The organism is Kitasatospora cinereorecta, assembly GCF_024172095.1.
Classification (GTDB): Bacteria; Actinomycetota; Actinomycetes; order Streptomycetales; family Streptomycetaceae; genus Kitasatospora; species Kitasatospora cinereorecta.
On record NZ_JAMZDX010000004.1, the window covers coordinates 963436 to 979940 of the forward strand.

Genomic DNA, 16505 nt, shown 5'->3' on the forward strand with positions numbered 1-16505 from the left:
ACGGCGAGGTTGACGAGCAGGGCGGCGGCGTTCACGGCGCGCTCCCCGCGCCCGGACGGACGGCGAGGGCGGTCACGGGCCCACCTGCCCGCGGGTGAGCAGGATCTGCTGGACGTCCAGGTAGCCGGTGCGGAACCCGGCCTCGGAGTAGGCGAGGTAGAGCTCCCACATCCGGCGGAACACCTCGTCGAAGCCGAGCGCCGCGACGGCGTCGGCACGGTCGGTGAAGCGCTCGCGCCACAGCCGCAGCGTCTCGGCGTAGTGCGGCCCGTACGCCTCGGCGGCCGCCACCCGCAGCCGGCCGTCCCGCCCGGCGCTCTCCTCGATCGCCCGCAGGGACGGGATCTGGCCGCCTGGGAAAACGTACTTGAGGATCCAGGTGTGCGTCCCGCTGCTGGCGATCATCCGCTCGTGCGGCATGGTGATGGCCTGGAGCGCGACCCGGCCGCCGGGGGCGAGCACGCGGTCGAGGGTGGCGAAGTAGGCGGGCCAGAACGGGCGTCCGACGGCCTCGATCATCTCCACGCTGACCACGGCGTCGTACGAGCCCTCGGCGGCGCGGTAGTCGCACAGCCGCACCTCGGCCCGGTCGGCGAGGCCCGCGTCGGCGATCCGCCGCCGGGCGAGGGCCAGTTGCTCCTCGGACAGGGTCAGGCTCACCACCCGGGCGCCGCGGGCGGCGGCGCGCACGGCCAGTTCGCCCCAGCCGGTGCCGATCTCCAGCAGCCGGGTGCCCGGGCCGACTTCGGCCAGGTCGAGCAGCCGGTCGATCTTGCGGTGCTGCGCGGCGGGCAGCCCGTCCCAGGTGGCCCGCGGCACGCCGCCGGGGCCGGTCGGGAAGAGCGCCGAGGAGTACGTCATGGTCGGGTCGAGGAAGAGGGCGAACAGGTCGTTCGACAGGTCGTAGTGCCGCTGGACGTTGCGGCGGGCGTTGCCGGCCGTCGGCAGCTCGCTCTCCGGTGTGCGCCGCACGGCGAGGCGGCGCAGCCACGCCGTGCCGGCGGGCACCAGCCGCTGCGGCGCGGCGGCCAGAGCGGTGAGCAGCGCGACCGGATCGGGGCTGTCCCAGTCACCCGCCTGGTACGCCTCGCCGAACCCGATCAGGCCGCTCGCACCGACCCGGTGGAAGAAGTCGTCGGGGCGGTGCAGGGTGAGCACCGGCGCGCCCGGCGGTGCGGTCCGCAGGGCCCGGCCGTCGGCGGCCTCGACCCGGATGCCGAGCCTGGCGGCCGCCCGGTGCAGCAGGCGCCGCGCGACGGCGGCCCGCAGCGGGCTGCGCGGCACCCGGGCAACGTCCGGCCAGCGGGACGGGTCGACGGTCGGCGTCGGCGTCGGCGGGGCGACCGGGTCCCGCGGGGTGGACGGGAGGATCGCGGCGATCGGGTCGGCCTGGACGGTCATGCGGACGGCACCTCTTCCGTGGGGACAACGGGCGCAGGGGCGGCGGGCGGGGCGGTGGCGGGCCGCGGGTGGACGGGCAGGCCGCGCAGCCACAGCCGGACGCCCTGGTAGCGGATGTGCGCGCTCACCATCAGCGTCGACAGCGGGTGGCCGAGCGCGAGCCGGAGCAGGGCGGCGGGCCCGGCCGGGCGGGCGGTGCCACGGACGGTGGCGGTGAACGGGCGGCCGCCGTCCAGTTCGAGGTGGACGGTCAGGTCGAGCCGCTCCCCCGGTTCGGGCAGCCGCATCCGGTAGCGCCCGGCCACCGGGAAGAACGGGGAGACGTAGAACGCCTTCTCCGCTCCGGCGGTACCCGCCGCGTCCGGGTGCAGCAGGTAGCGGTGGCGCCCGCCGTAGGTGTTGTGCACCTCGGCGACGGTGCACAGCGGCCGGCCCTCGGCGTCGCGGCACCAGTACACGGTGAGCGGGTTGAACACGTGTCCGAGCACCCGGGCCTGGGTGAGCATCAGCACGCTGCCGCCACCGAGCCGGACCCCGTGCTCCGCCAGCCACCGGTCGAGGTCCTGGCGGATCGTCGGCCCGGCGTCGAGGACGTGGTCGCGCGCGTCGAAGCCGGCGAGCGGGCGCAGCGCCCGGGGCACCCGGGGCAGGTGGTCGAGGTCGACCAGCCAGAGGTAGCCGCGGTGGCGGAAGGCGTGCCGGACGGGACGCGTACGGACGTGGGTGGTGACGCACAGGTAGAGCACCGCGCCCCAGGGGCCGGGCAGCCCGGCGGGTTGCCCGGTCATGGCGCACCGACCCCGAGGAGGGCGTGGGCGGCCTGCACGCCGGAGCGGCAGCCGTCCTCGTGGAACCCCCAGCCGTGGTACGCGCCGGCGAACGCGGTGCGGCCGGTGGTGAGTTCGGGCAGGCGCCGCTGGGCGGCGACCGTCCCGGCGGTGTAGACAGGGTGCTCGTAGACGGTGCGGGAGACCACGGCGTCCTCGGGGATCGGGGTGTGCCGGTCCTCGTTGAGGGTGACCAGGTAGTCGGCCGGGGTGTCGAGGCGCAACAGCCGGTTCAGGTGGTAGCTGACCCGGACCCGGTCGGCCGGGGCGTCGCAGCCGGCCATCCGGTAGTTCCAGGAGGCGCGCGCCCAGGCCGCGCCGGGCAGGAGGGAGGTGTCGCGGTGCAGGACGGTGGGGTTGCGGGAGTACCGGAAGGCGCCGAGCACCTGCCGTTCGTCCGCCGTCGGGTCGGCGAGCAGGGCGAGGCCCTGGTCGGCGTGGGTGGCGATCACCACCGCGTCGGCGGCCGTGCGGCGGCCGTCCGCGGTGACCACGGTGACGCCGTCGGGGTGCCGGCGCACGGCCCGTACCGGGGCAGCGCGGTGGACCGTCGCCAGGCGCTCGGCAATCTTGTCCACGTAGCTGCGGGAGCCGCCCACCACGGTCCGCCAGGTCGGGGAGCCGGTGACCGAGAGCAGGCCATGGTTGTCGAGGAAGGCGAACAGGTAGCGGGCCGGGTAGTCGCCGGCCAGGTCGGGCGCGCAGGACCACACGGCCGAGACCACCGGGGTCATGAAGTGGTGGACGAAGTACCGGCCGAACCCCTCGGCCGCGAGGAACTCGCGCAGGCTCGGATCGCCCGCGCCCGGATCGGCGAGCAGCGCCCTGGCCCGCCGGTGGAAGCGCGGCACCTCGGCCAGCATGGCCAGGTAGCGGCCGCGCAGCAGCGCGGAGGGCCGGGCCAGCAGTCCGGCCGGCCCGCGGGCCCCGGCGTACTCCAGGCCGCAGCCGTCGCAGTGCACCGACATGCTCATGTCGCTCTCCCGGGTGCGCACCCCCAGCTCCCGGAACAGCCGGATCAGCTGCGGGTACGTGCGCTCGTTGTGCACCAGGAACCCGGTGTCCAGCGTCAGCTCCCGCCCGTCCGCGCCGCGCACCGCCTGGGTGTGCGCGTGGCCGCCGAGCCGGTCGTCCGCCTCGAACAGCACCACCTCCACCCCGGCCGCGTCCAGCTCGTACGCGGCGGTCAGGCCCGCCACGCCGGCGCCGACCACCGCCACCCTGCGGTGCGGACGCCCCGCGCCGCGGCGGCGCGGGGACGGGGACACGGTCGACACCGTCTGTACGGGGCCAGGCATCGTCACGGCGGGCCTCTCTGACCGGGGCCGCGCGGCGCGGCCCGTGCTCGGCTTGCACCGCTCATTCGGAGCCGTCCCCGCCGCGGATTGGCCCGAGCCGCGCCCCGAACCGCCCGCCGGGCCCGCTGCGGGTCACCCGGCGCCGTGAGCCGTCCCCGCCGCGCCGCCGGGCGACCCGGATGCGCAGCTCACGGCGCCGGGACGTAGTCTGCGGCCATGACTGACGCCCTGATCCCCACTCCGCAGGAAGCCCTCGAGATGCTGCTGGCCGGCAACCAGCGCTTCGTCGTCGGCTCCCCCGAGCACCCGAACCAGGACGCCGCCCGCCGTACCGAGGTGGTCCCCGGGCAGAGCCCGTTCGCGGTCCTGTTCGGCTGCTCGGACTCCCGCCTCGCCGCCGAGATCATCTTCGACCGGGGCCTCGGCGACCTGTTCGTCGTCCGGACCGCCGGCCACATCATGGGGTCCGAGGTGCTGGGCAGCATCGAGTACGGCGTCAACGTACTCAACTGCCCGCTGGTCGTCGTGCTCGGCCACGACTCCTGCGGCGCGGTCGCGGCCACCCGGGCCGCCGTCCAGGACGGCACCACCGCCGACGGCTACGTGCGCGACGTGATCGAGCGGGTCACCCCCAGCGTGCTCGCCTCCCGCGCCGCCGGGCACACCGAGGACTCGGAGTTCATCGCCGAGCACATAAGGCACACCGTCGACCTGCTGATGGACCGCTCGCGGATCCTCGCCGACGCCGTCGCCGCCGGCCGCGCCGCGGTGGTGGGCCTCTCCTACCGCCTCGTCGACGGCACCGCCAACCTGGTCACCGCCCGTGGCCTGGACGTGCCGACCGCCGCCTCCGCCTGACCCGGGAGCCCCCGGATCCCCACCGGGCGCCTCGACCGCCCGGACCGCCGCCGCCCCGCCCCCGCACCCGGACCTGCCGGCCACCGGCAGCACCCGGGGCGGCGGCCGGGGCGACGGCTTCCTCCGCCGCCCCGCTCGATGCGGGTGTGGGAGCCCGCATCCCGGGCAGGCGCCGAGTGTCCCCAGGACCACCACCGGCGGGAGGAACAGCCATGGCCACGCCCGAGCGCGACGACACCGCGGAACCCGACGAGAAGACCCGGGAGCGCTCCGCCGAGGAACGGTCGATCACCGCGCCCACCCCGGCCGACGTCCGGGCCAAGTCCCACCACGACGACGAGCCCGAGCCGCCGGCAGCGGACGCGGAGGCGCCGTGACGGCCGGCGCCCCCGCCCCGTCCTGACCTCGTTCCGCGGCATGGCAGGTGTCGGCATCCGCATCCGGGGCAGACGCCGATGAAGGGCCCACCGTCGCCGCCACCGGCGGCGACCGCGGTGCGGCGCCGAGACCGAGAGAAGGCCGCGACCATGTCCCACCTGCGGGCAACCGTCCTCATCCGGGCCGACGGTCCGCTCATCCGCCTCACCGGCGAGATCGACAGGCAGTCGGTGGGACAGCTCGAGTCGGCCCTCACCCAGCCCGGCGCGGCGCGCGGGGCCACCACCACCCGCGTCGACCTGGCCGGCCTGTCCTTCTGCGGCTCCAGCGGCCTGCGGGCCTTCCTGGTGGCGGACGAACGGGCCCGCAGCCGCGGCGACGCGCTGGTGCTGACCAACGTACCGCCGGCCGTGGCACGGCTGTTCGCGCTCACCGGCGCCGACCGGCGCCTCACCGTCGAACCCGGCGACGCCGGCTGAACGGCGACCCCGGGTTCGTCAGCGTCGGCGGCGCTGCCACCAGCGCCGGCGCGGAGCGGCCGGGGCCAGGCCCTCGACCGCGGCACGGATGCGGTCGAAGGTGGCGATCGCGTGTGCACCCTCGCCGCCGCCCTCGCCGCCGGGCAGGGCGAGGCCGATGCACACCAGCTGGAACCGGTCGTCACCGAGCGAGCGCCCGATGAACACCGGCCCGCCCGCACACCCGTCCGGCAGTGGGGCGTCCCAGCGGACGACGCCGTCCGCGGCCCGCGTGACGGCGCCGACGACGACGGCCTGCTGCCGCTCGTCCCGGTCCGCACCGACGTCATGGCCCAGGAGGTAGGCCGGTGTCCGACCGGCCCCGATCGCGGCGATGTCCTGCGCGGAGGCGGCCACGCCCTCGGTGATCTCGTCGGTGGTCCACCGCCAGCCCTTGCGCTCGGCGTGGGCGTCGAGCCCGGCCGTCGGCATCACCGCCACCGCGAGGCCGTCGAGTCGGGTCCAGCCAGCGGCGAAGTCGGTCATGAGCAGCTGGTCCGCGCTCATCGCGGGTGCGCAGAGCTCGGCGCGCAGCGTCCACTGGGCGAGGTCGCACCGCGTCAGTTCCTCGGCGGTCACCAGGTACTGCCGGACGGTTTCCGCTTCGGGGGTGCTCTCGATCAGGTGGTTGTACCAGAACGCCGTTCCGTGGTTGCGGTCCGCGTTCGCCTGCTGGAAGGGCAGGGTGGCGCGGCCGACGTTCTCCACGATGGCGTTCACGATGGCGTGGTGGGGGGCGAATTCCTCGGGCACGCGAGGATTCTGCACCATCGCGGTGACACCCCGCGCGGGCGGTCAGGCCGGGTCCGGGACGGGGTCCAGCAGGTGGGGGCCGTTGTTGCGGACGTTGTTGACCGCCAGGGACACCGCCGTGGCGGTCAGTTGCCCGTCGGCCGGGGTGTGCAGCAGGGCGCGCAGTTCGTCGGGGTCGGTGTGGGCCGGGTCGAGCCAGGCGTCGGCGTCGTCGGGGTGGATGGTGAGTGGCATCCGGTCGTGGATCCGGCCGGCCGCGTCCCGGGCCTCGGTGGTGATGATGGTGACGGTGGTGAGCCACGCGGCCGGGTCGCCGTCGGGCCGGGTCCGGTCGCGCCAGAACTCGTACAGCCCGGCCATCGCCATCAACTGCCCGTCGGCCGGGACGATGAAGTACGGCTGCTTGGTGGCCTTGCGGCCCTCGGCGGCGGGCAGCGGCTTCCACTCGAAGAAGCCGTCGGCCGGCAGCAGGCAGCGCCGGGTGGCGAACGCCTTGCGGTAGGCGGGCTTCTCGTGGACGGTCTCCACCCGGGCGTTGATCATCCGGGAGCCGACCGACGGGTCCTTCGCCCAGGACGGCACCAGGCCCCAGCGCAGCGCCCGCAGGTGCCGCTGCACGACGTCGGTGTCCTTGTCGAGGCGCTCCAGCACCGCCCAGACGTCCTTGGTCGGGGCGACGTTGTAGTCGGGTTCCAGCGTCTCCGCCGGATTCCAGGACGTCACGCCGAACAGACCCACCAGGTCCTCGGGCTTGGTAGTGGAGACGAATCGGCCGCACATGGTGACCACTGTGCCACTCCGGCCCGCCCGCCCGCAGGCGACCGTCCGCCCCGGACGCTGACGACCGGCGGGCCGCACGGGTCCGGACGACCTACCGGAAGGGTCTGGACAGCGGTCCGGGAGTCGGCCAGTCTTCACCACCATGACCCTCCCGCTCCCCCAGCAGTCCCCCGGCGCCGCACGCACCGCGCTCTTCGCGGCGGTCACCGCGGTCGGCGACGACGCCGTCGCCCTGCTCGCCGGCTGCCGCGGCGACACGCCGATACCCGGCTCCGCGTGGACGGTCGCCGAGGCCGCCGCCCACCTGGCACAGGTCAACCGGCTGATGGCCGAACTGGCCGCCGGCGAGGAGCGGCCGTACGGGGACGGCACTCCGGGTTCGCTGGCCGCGGCCAACGATGCCGCCCTCGCCGAGTGGGACGAACGCGACCCGGCCGTACTAGCCGCGGAGATCGCCCGCCAGGCACGGGAGTTCACGGTGGCGGCCGGCCCGCGCGCCGGGACCGAGCCGCTGGTGACCCCGATCGGCCCGATGGACCTGGACACCCTCGGCTCCTACCTGCTGACCCACATGCTCGGCCACCTCTACGACATCGCCGTCGCCCTCGGCCGCCCGCACCCGATCGACCCGCACCGCGCCGAGCTGACGCTGCCGTTCGTCCGCACGGCCATGCCGTGGGTGCTCTCCCCCGCCGCGGCCGGCCACACCGCCTGCTACCGGCTGCGGGTCCGCGGCCTCGGCGCCTTCGCGGTGACCTTCACGGACGGCGTCGCCGTGGTCGGCGACCGGCCGCCGCGCCGCCCGGACTGCACGATCCTCACCGGGCCGGTCGCCTTCCTCCTCATCGCGCTCGGCCGCTACACCGCCACCGACGCCCTCGCCCGCGGCAAGGTGCTCGCCTGGGGCCGCCGGCCCTGGCTCGCCGCCGGCTTCCCCGGACTGTTCACCGCCCCCTGACCCGCCGACCGTCCCCTCGGTGCCCGACCCGTTTGAGTACCGCTACTCAGGCGGCCGACCGCCCCGCCCCGCGAGGATGGCGGCACCACGTCACCGAAGGCCACCAAGGAGCATCCATGCTCAGCCGGATCGCCAGCACGCTGGTGCCCGTCCTCGGCCGCCTGTCCGTCACCTCCGAGGTCGCGGGCCCGGTCGCCCCGGGCAGCATCGTCGCCGCCAACCACAGCTCGCTCGCCGACCCCGGCGTGGTGCTGGCCGCACTCCACCGGCTGGGCACCGAGCCGGTGGTGATGGCGACCGCCGGACTGTGGCGGGTGCCCGTCCTCGGCCGGGTGCTGCGGGCCGGCGGGCACATCCCGGTCCACCGCGGGACGGCCAGGGCCGCCGGATCCCTCGACGCGGCCGCGGCGGCGCTCGCCGCCGGCCGGGTCGTCCTGATCTACGGCGAGGGCGGCCTGCCCCGGCGCCGCGACTCCCGCGACACCGAGCCCCGCGCCTTCCGCACCGGCCTGGCCCGGCTCGCGGCAGCCAGCGGCGCCCCGGTGGTGCCGCTCGGCCAGTGCGGAGCGCGCCGCCTCAGCTCCGGCAGCGCCACCAAGCAGCTCGCCGGCTTCGCCACCGCCCCGCTGCGGCGCCCCGCCCTCCACGTCCACCTCGGCGCCCCGCTCCACCTCCCCGACGACATCGCCGAGGCCACCACCACCGCCCGCCACGCCGTCGTCGCCGCCTGGCACGCCGCCGAGCAGCACCTCCACGCCGCAGCATGACCCGACGGGCGAGCCCTGCGGACCTGCCGTTGTCGGCATGCGACGCCGGCGTGCCGCGCATGCCATCACTGATCACCGTCGTCCGCGCGGTGCCACTTCCAGGTCGACGCGGATTCCAGGGCTCGACTCCGGCGGGTGGGGTACCCGCGTCCGGTACGTCCGGGCGTCTCGGGTTGGTCCACCGAAGACGGCGCCTCCACCTTCTACGCCCGCTGGCAGTGAGCACCCGGCCCTGCCCGTCCGGGACCATCCGGACGGGCTGGGGCGGTGGTCAGGCCCCGAGGGCGGCGAGGACCTCCGCGGCGGCCCGGGCGCCTTCGACGGCGCCGCCGTTCATGTAGCCCTGGAAGTCGTAGGAGCAGTGCTCGCCGGCGAAGTGCAGGTTGCCCTGCGCGGTGCCCTCGTAGCCCGCGTACGTGGTCAGGTAGCCGACCGGCCAGTAGGAGTAGGCGCCCCAGGAGTACGGGTTGAGGTGCCAGGCGGAGAGGGTCGCCCGTCCGTTCCAGGCGGCCCGGGTGCCGGGCCAGACGGTGTCGATCTGGCCGAGGTACCGGTCGACCAGGTTGCGGGTGTAGGCGGTGGCGGCATTGGTGAAGGGCGCCGGCGGGGTGAGGCCCCGGGCGAGGCTGCCGCCGCCGTACTGGACGGCGATGCCGTTGCTGCCGGCCTGGCCGCGGGTGACGTCCCAGGCCTGCTGGAAGGGCAGGTCGGCGAAGCACTCGCCGTTGGACTCCCCGGTCCACGGGCTGCTGCCGTACCAGGGGCGGCTGGTGAACTGCATGTTGAGCTTGGTGCAGGCGCCCATCCGCATGTTGGCGAGCACGCCGCGCATCATCGGGTCCAGGCCGGCCCGGGAGAGGTCGACGTGCTGCTGGAGGATCGGCAGCGGGACGGTGAGGACGGTGTGGTCGGCGACCACGGTCCGGGTGCCGCCGCCGTCGAGGGCGAAGGTGAGGGTCTGGGTGCCGTCGGCGTTGGCCACCACCGCCTGGAGGGTGTGGCCCATGCGGACGGTGCCGGCCGGGAGGGAGTCGGCGATGGCGTGCGGCAGCCGGTCGTTGCCGCCGACGATGTGGTATCGCTCGTCGGAGCCGCCCCAGATGGAGAAGTTGCCGGGGCTGGACTGCCAGGACACCATCTGCAGCAGCGCGTAGGAGGACTGGTCGGCGGTGTCGGCGCCGTACTCGACGGCGTAGGCGACGTCGAGCAGGGAGCCCAGGTCGCTGCCGTGTCCGCCCGGCACCCGGGAATCGATCCAGTCGCGGATGGACAGGTTGTCGAGGGCGGTCGAGCCGGCGGTGTGGTTGTCCCAGGTCGGGCCGGACCCGCCGGCCTGGATGTCGCTCTTGATGGCCTGCCAGATCTGCTTGAAGTCGTTGTCGGCCTGCTCCTTGGGGTAGTAGTGGCCGTGGAGGTAGAAGACGCCCTCCGCGCCGGCCGGGAGGCCGCTGGTGACGTCGACCAGGTCGAGTCCGAAGCGCTGGCAGAGCTGCTTGATCTCGTGGTGCCCGGTGTCGACGAGCTCGCCGCCGTACTCGGAAACCTGTCCCTGCGCCCACAGGCCGGGGTTGCTGGGGCTGCCCCCGGAGTACATCCGTCCGCCGATCCGGCTCGGGTTGGCCTCGTAGACGGTGGCGGCGACGCCCTTGTCGGCCAGGGTGAGTGCGGCGTTCAGACCGGAGATGCCGGCGCCGATGACGGCGATCCGGGCGGTGGAGGGGGTGAGGCGGGCCGGTACCGGGGTGGCCGCGTGCGCGGCGCGGGGGGCGAGCGCGGCGCCCGTCAGGCCGAGGCCGAGGGCGGCGGCGCGGGTCAGCAGGGTGCGGCGCGAGACGCCGTCCGGCTCGGCCCTGGCCTCGTCGCGCAGGCCTCGGTACTCGGCCACCGGCATCCGCAGGCGGTCGGCGGTGGCGTGGTCGGCGAGGGTCCGCCGGATCCGGTCGGCGTGAAGGGAACGTGCCATGGGGGACAGTCCTTTCGGGGGCGTGGGGGCGGTGCTGCGTGGGGGCAGCGGTAGTGCGGGTGCCGGGCAGGGGGTGGTGCCGCGCGGGGGTCAGGCGCCGACGGCGACGGGCTCGTCGTCCTCGCGTTCCTGGGCGTTCTCGACGACCAGACGGCCCATCACCTCGTACTTCTGCGGGTGGCGGGCGCGCATGTACAGGGCGAGGGCGACGCCGCCGAGGAAGACCGCCGCGACGATCCACGGGATCAGCTTGAAGAAGAAGATCTTCGAGGCGGCGCCGGCCGCGGTGTCGAGGTTGACCACCAGCAGCACGATCGCGGCCAGCATGCCCAGGCCGCCGAGCAGCGGCGCGGTGAGAGTACGGAACCAGTGCCGGGACTCCGGGTGGTGGGTGCGGAAGTAGGCGATCACCGAGAACGAGCAGAGCGTCTGCACCACGAGCAGGGCGAGCGTGCCGAGGATCGCGGTGAGCGTGTAGAGGCTCACGTAGGGGTCCTGCCCGGTGGCCCAGAAGCCGGCCACGACGGCCAGCGCGATGCCGGTCTGGGTGAACGAGGCGACGTACGGGGAGCCGTGCCGGTGGTGGGTGCGGCCGAGTGCCGGGTGCAGGAAGCCCTCCCGGCCGATCGCGTAGAGGTAGCGTGCGGCGCACTGGTGGAAGGCCATGCCGCAGGCGAAGGCGCTCGTGACCATCAGCCACTGGAAGGCGGTGACGGCCCAGTGGCCGAGGTACTGCTGGGCGGGGACGAGGAACAGGTCCAGCGGCCCGTTGCCGGTGGCGGTCCGCACGGCCTGGTCCGGGCCGTTGCCGGCCAGCACCATCCACGAGACGAAGGTGTAGAGGACGCCCAGCACGACGACCGCGAGCAGGGTGGCGCGGGGGATGATCCGCTGGGGGTTGCGGGACTCCTCGCCGTACATCGCGGTCGATTCGAAGCCGATCCAGGACCAGAAGCAGAAGAACAGGCCGACCCCGGCGTTGACGCCGGCGAACGCGCCGGTCGGGTCGAGCGAGGACGGATGCAGGCCGTCCGGGCCGCCTCCGTGCACCAGCACCGAGCCGGCCAGCAGCACCAGCATCACCACCTCGCCGACCAGGAAGACGCCCAGCACCTTGGAGGCGACCTCCAGGTCGAAGTACGACAGCACCGCGGTGACCGCCAGCATCAGCAGGGCGAACACCTGCCAGGGCAGGTCGAGGCCGAACTGCGCCTCCACGGCCTGCTGCCCGAAGTAGGCGAAGATGCCGACGATCGAGGCTTCGAAGACCACGTACGCGAGGACCGCCAGCAGGCCGGACGCCATGCCGACCACGCGGCCGAGACCGTGCGACACGAAGCCGTAGAAGGCGCCGGCCGTGGTGATGTGCCGGGCCATCGCGACGTACCCGACGGTGAACACGGTCAGCACCAGGGTCACGAACAGGAAGCCGGCAGGGGCGTGGACGCCGCTGCCGCCGCCGACGATCACCGGCAGGTTGCCGGTCATCGCGGTGATCGGCGCGGCGGTGGCCAGGGCCATGAAGATCACGCCGACCAGGCCGACGGAGCCGGCTCTGAGGCGCTGGACGGGCGGCGGGCCCTGGACCGGGGTGTGCTGTTCGACGGCGGGCACGGGCAACTCCCTCGTGGCGGGGCGGCAGATGGCGGCGGTACGAAGTCGGCCCAGTGTGGGGTTCACCACACCGCTTCGGGGATCTGCAGCGTGTAGCCGGAGTGGTTAAAGGATTGACGGCGTGTCAATGGGTGGTCCGGACCGTTGACCCCGAGGTGGTCCAGACCTCATGTGGTGGTCCGCCCGGGGCCCGTCCCGTCCGTCTGGCGGCTCCGCTCATCCGCGTTCCGCTTCACCGGCTCCGCTCGTTCAGCCCTGAAGGCCGGCGTCGCCGCCGACGAAGTGGGCCGCACCCTATGGGCCGGCAACCCCCGCCCGGACGCATGCCCGACGCCATCGCCGTACGCCGCGAAGGCATCGACGACCTGTTCCACCAGTTCCCACATAGGCAAGTCCTTCTCGACGAGGGTTACTTGGGTCTCCGACAGGACCATCCCGACCAGGCGGTCACTCCACTGCAGAAGGCGGACACGATCTGCCCGCCGGAAGTCCACGAGGCACGGGAGCGGGCCCGCCACCGGCACTCCCCTCAGCGCTTCCCGGTCGGACACGTCCTCGCCGACAACTGACAACGGAAAGGCCTGGCCTGCTGGACCCACCGCCGCGAAACGCTCCCGGAAACCTACCTCGCCGTCGCCGGACCGCTCTCCGACCGCACCGCCACCGTCTGACCGGCGCCCCAGATCAGGCCAGTACGTCCCCGCCCGCAATCACTCACCGGCTCGTAGACCGGAGCCGGTCTCGACCTGCCAACGGATCCGGCAGCGGGTTCACCGAAGACACGGCACCGGGCACCGCGGGCGGGCCGGTGGGCCGGCGAGGTACCGCGATTGTCGCCACGTGCGCCGACGACCCGTCGAGACCTCGTCAAGTCGCTGACAAAATACTTGAGTTGGCGCTCCAGCCGGCTTGCCGTAGCCGACGCGGGCTATACGGCGGCCATGAGTGGTAGATACCGAGGAGCGGGCGCGGCCCGCGCAGTCATGCTCGTCGTCGACGTCCTCGCGGGCGTCCTGGGGCTCTGGATCGCCCTCTCCCTCCTGGGCGCCAACCCGTCCAACGACCTGGCCCACACCGTCCACGAGGTTGCCGACTGGCTGTCCACCTGGGCACGCGACCTCTTCGCCCCCTCGCAGAGCTGGCTGCGCACCCTGCTGAACTACGGCATTCCCGCGCTCGCCTACCTGCTCGTCGGTCTCGTCGTGGCCGGCTGGCTGCGCCGCGTGGACTGACCGCCGCCCAAGGCCTCAGGGCGCCACTCCGCCGGGACGGTCCAGCCCGGCCCGGCCACAGCACGGTGCGCAGCGGCAGTCACGGGTTCGCGGTCGGCGTCCGGGTGGGAGAACAGGGGTCCTCTTTCTACGGCTGTCGCGTAGAAGGAGGTGTCGGCGCGGGTGGGGGCGCACGGTGGCTGACCTGCTGGACGCGCGGCAAGACGCGCGGGCGGCTGCAAATGGCGGTGCACCTGGCAGTCCTCCCCCAGGTGCCCCTGTCCGGACAACGGTTCAGCCCGCTATGAAGGGCAACTGTCCCGTGGGTGAGGAAGGCGTCGCTGCCGGCGTCTCTCCTGACAGGCAGTTCCCGTGTGGGCGGCCGTGGCACTGTCCAGGTGCGCGGCCAGTTGAGTCCCTGTTGATGGCCACCAGGATTCCCCGGGTACGGCCAGTTGGAATGTGACGCTCGGTGATCGAGGCCGGGACTCGGTGAATCTCCGGGAGTGCGGGAGAGGCCGTTCGTCGTGGAGCGTCGCGGTCAGGCGCCTTGCGGGTGGAGGTCGAGGGTGATGTGCGGGGCGAGTGCGTACAGGAAGTCCGGGGCGTCGAAGATCTCGCCGGCGGAGGCGACGCCGACGGTGCTGGTGCGGCCGGTCAAGACGCGGTCGAGGGCCTCGACGACCAGGGGCGCGGTGACAGCGTAGATGTCCTGACCGCCGGCCGAGGCCCGGCGTTCGACACCACCCGAGCGCACGACGGCGTCGACGAGGAAGGTCTGGTCCGAGCGCCCGCTCTCGTCGGCGGCGGTCGGAGTCGGCGTGTGGGAGGCGGCGACGTCGCGGACCGCCTCAGCGGTCATGTAGGTGGTCACGTCCGGGATGGACAAGTGCTGAGGGACGGTGACGACGTCCGCCATCGTGAACTCCCCGATCACCTCCCGGACTCCCAGCGGTTCCGGGAAGGTCCACTGCAGGGTGGGTGCGGCGTCGGTGCGCTGCTCCCACTGTCCGCCGCGGTAGCGCAGGCGGACGTCGCCGCGGCGCTCGCGGGAGACGGCACCGGACAGGCGGGTGCCGGCGGTGGGGTGCCAGCTGCTGAGCGCGTAGGCGATGTGGGCCTCGTCGGCCTTGGTCCAGTCGCCCATCGCCGCGGTGGCCAGCAGGTCGCCGAGGCCGCCGAAGAAGGCCATGGCGGGGACGATCACCGCTCCCGCCGCGTGGGCCCGCTCGCGGTAGTGGGCGAAGGTGTCGAGGTTCGCCTCGAGTTCGGCGGCCACGTCCAGGTACGGAATCCCCGCGCGCAGCGCGGCCTCGATCACGGGGCCGGCGGTCGTCGCGAAGGGACCGGCGCAGTTGATGACCGCCACCGTTTCCGCCAGAGCCCGGTCCAGCGAGCCCGGTTCCTCGACCGACGCCACCCGCACCTCGAGGCCGTGCTCGTCGGCCGGCTCCCGCAGGGCCTTCGCGTTGCGCCCGGAGGGCACCGGGACGTATCCGCGCGCGGCCAGCTCCGCGACCACGAACCGCCCGGTGTGACCGTACGCGCCGAACACCGCCACCGGCTGACCTGACCCCATGAGACCGCTCCCCCGCACTCGGATATCTGCCGCGCGGTCGATCCGCCGCGGCCTGGCAGACACATCGTGGCCGCGCGGCAGCACCCTGCACGAGTGTCGGAAACGACAGGGCACGTACAGTTTCGGACATGCCCAGTGTCGCGCTGGCCGTCACCGACGGCATGCTCCACTACGAACTGTCCGTGGCCGTCGAGGTCTTCGGATCCGACCTGACCCACGTCGTCAACCCCTGGTACGCCTTCTCCCTCTGCGGCAACGGTCCGGTGCGCGTCGACCGCTTTCGCCTCGAACCCGACCACGGACTCGACCACCTCGCCCGAGCCGACACGGTGATCGTGCCCGGCTGGGCCGACACGGACCGCGAACCGCCCTCCGACCTCGTCGAAGCGGTGCGAGCCGCCCACGCGGCCGGCGCCCGCGTCGCTTCCCTGTGCACCGGCGCCTTCGTCCTGGGCGCGGCCGGACTCCTCGACGGGAAACGTGCCACCACCCACTGGGCCCACACCCGGGAACTGGCCCGCCGTTACCCCAAGGCCGCCGTCGATCCGGACGTTCTCTATGTCGACAACGGCGACGTCCTCACCTCCGCGGGCAAGGCCGCCGCCATGGACCTGTGCCTGCACTTGGTCCGCCTCGACCACGGCTCGGCCAACGCCAACAAGATCGCCCGCCGACTGGTGATCCCACCCCACCGGGACGGAGGCCAGGCCCAGTTCATCGCCACCCCGCTGCCCGAACCCGGCAACCACCCCCTGGCAGACCTCCTGCCCTGGGCGCTGGAGCAACTGGATCAGCCGCTCACCGTGGAGGACCTGGCCCGCCGGGCCGGCATGAGCTCACGCCACCTCGCTCGCCACTTCAAACACCTCACCGGCACCACACCCCTCCACTGGCTCCACACCCAACGCATCCGCCCCGCCCAGGAACTCCTGGAAACCACCAACGCCACCGTCGACACCATCGCCACCGCCACCGGCATGGGCACCGCCACCACCCTGCGCCGCCACTTCCACCGCAGCGTCGGCGTTCCACCCGACACCTACCGCCGCACCTTCCGCCCCTCGGAACCAGTCCCGAGCCCCGGCCGATCGGCCGATCGGCGTAACGGCCAGTAGCCATCAGCGGCCAGACAACTCCCCGGCAGTGGGCCGCCGATGAGGATTTCTGATGGCCACCAGCCCGGGCACTCGAAGACCGCCCACCTGGGCATCTCCTTGGTCGTTGACAATCCGGGCGGAGCATCCGACGGTGAGCGCGCCCGGTGCACGCGGGCTGACCGACGGCCATCCCGAGTGCACCGAACACGCCGCCCGGCGGAGCGCTACTCGGCGGGGACCGACCGTTGCCGAAGGGCGAGGCCGAGCAGGGTCATGGCGTCGCGGGGGCCTGCGGACGGCAGTGGCTGGGCGTCGTCGGCCTCGACGACGAGCTGTCCGTCGATGATGACCACTCACGCGTCTGACGGGTCGGAGATGTTGTTCTCGATCCAGCCGAGATGCAGGCCGCCCCGCTCGACCGCGTGGACACCCGGATTGTCGCTGGAGACCGGGAACGTGGGTGGCGGCTGCCCGCACGGCGCTGAAGCAGCTGGAGGCCGCCG

The 16505-nt window shown here is 73.7% G+C and carries 17 protein-coding genes; 8 read left to right on the forward strand and 9 right to left on the reverse strand.

Annotated features, from left to right (window positions below):
- Positions 1 to 72: 72 nt before the first annotated feature.
- The 3 genes from FHR36_RS24750 to FHR36_RS24760 are packed head-to-tail and all read right to left on the reverse strand — an operon-like array spanning position 73 to position 3496.
- Positions 73 to 1401 carry an SAM-dependent methyltransferase gene (locus FHR36_RS24750; RefSeq protein ID WP_253800375.1) on the reverse strand — a complete coding sequence of 443 codons (1329 nt, stop codon included), beginning with the start codon at positions 1399 to 1401 and terminating at the stop codon, positions 73 to 75.
- On the reverse strand, positions 1398 to 2189 hold the full coding sequence (locus FHR36_RS24755; RefSeq protein WP_253800376.1) for a DUF1365 domain-containing protein: 792 nt from the start codon (positions 2187 to 2189) through the stop codon (positions 1398 to 1400). Before FHR36_RS24755 ends, FHR36_RS24750 begins: the two co-directional genes overlap by 4 nt.
- On the reverse strand, positions 2186 to 3496 hold the full coding sequence (locus FHR36_RS24760; protein ID WP_253800377.1) for an NAD(P)/FAD-dependent oxidoreductase: 1311 nt from the start codon (positions 3494 to 3496) through the stop codon (positions 2186 to 2188). The genes FHR36_RS24755 and FHR36_RS24760 overlap by 4 nt, the downstream gene beginning before the upstream one ends.
- A gap of 246 nt (positions 3497 to 3742) precedes the next feature.
- Between FHR36_RS24760 and FHR36_RS24765 the strand changes: the two genes are divergently transcribed.
- From FHR36_RS24765 to FHR36_RS24775, 3 genes are all read left to right on the forward strand, one after another.
- Entirely contained in the window at positions 3743 to 4384 is a 642-nt protein-coding gene (locus FHR36_RS24765; RefSeq protein ID WP_253800378.1) for a carbonic anhydrase, read from the forward strand.
- A 212-nt stretch (positions 4385 to 4596) separates the two neighbouring features.
- Positions 4597 to 4761 (forward strand): hypothetical protein, encoded by a 165-nt coding sequence (locus FHR36_RS24770; RefSeq protein WP_253800379.1) that lies wholly within the window; start codon positions 4597 to 4599, stop codon positions 4759 to 4761.
- 150 nt (positions 4762 to 4911) lie between these two features.
- Positions 4912 to 5241, forward strand: coding sequence for an STAS domain-containing protein (locus tag FHR36_RS24775; protein WP_253800380.1), 330 nt, complete (start codon positions 4912 to 4914; stop codon positions 5239 to 5241).
- A gap of 18 nt (positions 5242 to 5259) precedes the next feature.
- Here the strand turns inward: FHR36_RS24775 and FHR36_RS24780 are convergent, their stop codons facing one another.
- Positions 5260 to 6033, reverse strand: a complete 774-nt coding sequence (locus FHR36_RS24780; RefSeq protein WP_253800381.1) for a hypothetical protein — start codon at positions 6031 to 6033, stop codon at positions 5260 to 5262.
- Between the two features lie 42 nt (positions 6034 to 6075).
- Positions 6076 to 6813 carry an SOS response-associated peptidase gene (locus FHR36_RS24785; protein ID WP_253800382.1) on the reverse strand — a complete coding sequence of 246 codons (738 nt, stop codon included), beginning with the start codon at positions 6811 to 6813 and terminating at the stop codon, positions 6076 to 6078.
- Between the two features lie 142 nt (positions 6814 to 6955).
- Between FHR36_RS24785 and FHR36_RS24790 the strand changes: the two genes are divergently transcribed.
- Both FHR36_RS24790 and FHR36_RS24795 read left to right on the forward strand, forming a co-directional pair.
- Positions 6956 to 7771 carry a maleylpyruvate isomerase family mycothiol-dependent enzyme gene (locus FHR36_RS24790; protein ID WP_253800383.1) on the forward strand — a complete coding sequence of 272 codons (816 nt, stop codon included), beginning with the start codon at positions 6956 to 6958 and terminating at the stop codon, positions 7769 to 7771.
- A gap of 116 nt (positions 7772 to 7887) precedes the next feature.
- Entirely contained in the window at positions 7888 to 8538 is a 651-nt protein-coding gene (locus FHR36_RS24795; protein WP_253800384.1) for a lysophospholipid acyltransferase family protein, read from the forward strand.
- Positions 8539 to 8809: 271 nt separating this feature from the next.
- On the opposite strand, the gene FHR36_RS24800 is transcribed toward FHR36_RS24795, so the two are convergent.
- Positions 8810 to 10501: a flavin monoamine oxidase family protein gene (locus FHR36_RS24800; RefSeq protein ID WP_253800385.1), complete on the reverse strand. Its 1692-nt coding sequence runs from the start codon at positions 10499 to 10501 to the stop codon at positions 8810 to 8812.
- 90 nt (positions 10502 to 10591) lie between these two features.
- Positions 10592 to 12022, reverse strand: a complete 1431-nt coding sequence (locus FHR36_RS24805; RefSeq protein WP_253800724.1) for an APC family permease — start codon at positions 12020 to 12022, stop codon at positions 10592 to 10594.
- 416 nt (positions 12023 to 12438) lie between these two features.
- Here FHR36_RS24805 and FHR36_RS24810 point away from each other — a divergent pair, with 416 nt between their 5' ends.
- Both FHR36_RS24810 and FHR36_RS24815 read left to right on the forward strand, forming a co-directional pair.
- Complete coding sequence (locus FHR36_RS24810; protein ID WP_253800386.1) at positions 12439 to 12684, forward strand: hypothetical protein; 246 nt, start codon at positions 12439 to 12441, stop codon at positions 12682 to 12684.
- Positions 12685 to 13056: 372 nt separating this feature from the next.
- Complete coding sequence (locus FHR36_RS24815) at positions 13057 to 13347, forward strand: hypothetical protein (RefSeq protein ID WP_253800387.1); 291 nt, start codon at positions 13057 to 13059, stop codon at positions 13345 to 13347.
- Positions 13348 to 13867: 520 nt separating this feature from the next.
- Here FHR36_RS24815 and FHR36_RS24820 read toward each other — a convergent pair.
- Positions 13868 to 14905 (reverse strand): saccharopine dehydrogenase family protein, encoded by a 1038-nt coding sequence (locus FHR36_RS24820; protein ID WP_253800388.1) that lies wholly within the window; start codon positions 14903 to 14905, stop codon positions 13868 to 13870.
- Positions 14906 to 15033: 128 nt separating this feature from the next.
- Between FHR36_RS24820 and FHR36_RS24825 the strand changes: the two genes are divergently transcribed.
- Positions 15034 to 16020, forward strand: a complete 987-nt coding sequence (locus FHR36_RS24825; RefSeq protein ID WP_253800389.1) for a helix-turn-helix domain-containing protein — start codon at positions 15034 to 15036, stop codon at positions 16018 to 16020.
- A gap of 206 nt (positions 16021 to 16226) precedes the next feature.
- Here the strand turns inward: FHR36_RS24825 and FHR36_RS39505 are convergent, their stop codons facing one another.
- Complete coding sequence (locus FHR36_RS39505; protein WP_301330539.1) at positions 16227 to 16355, reverse strand: hypothetical protein; 129 nt, start codon at positions 16353 to 16355, stop codon at positions 16227 to 16229.
- Between the last annotated feature and the right edge of the window lie 150 nt (positions 16356 to 16505).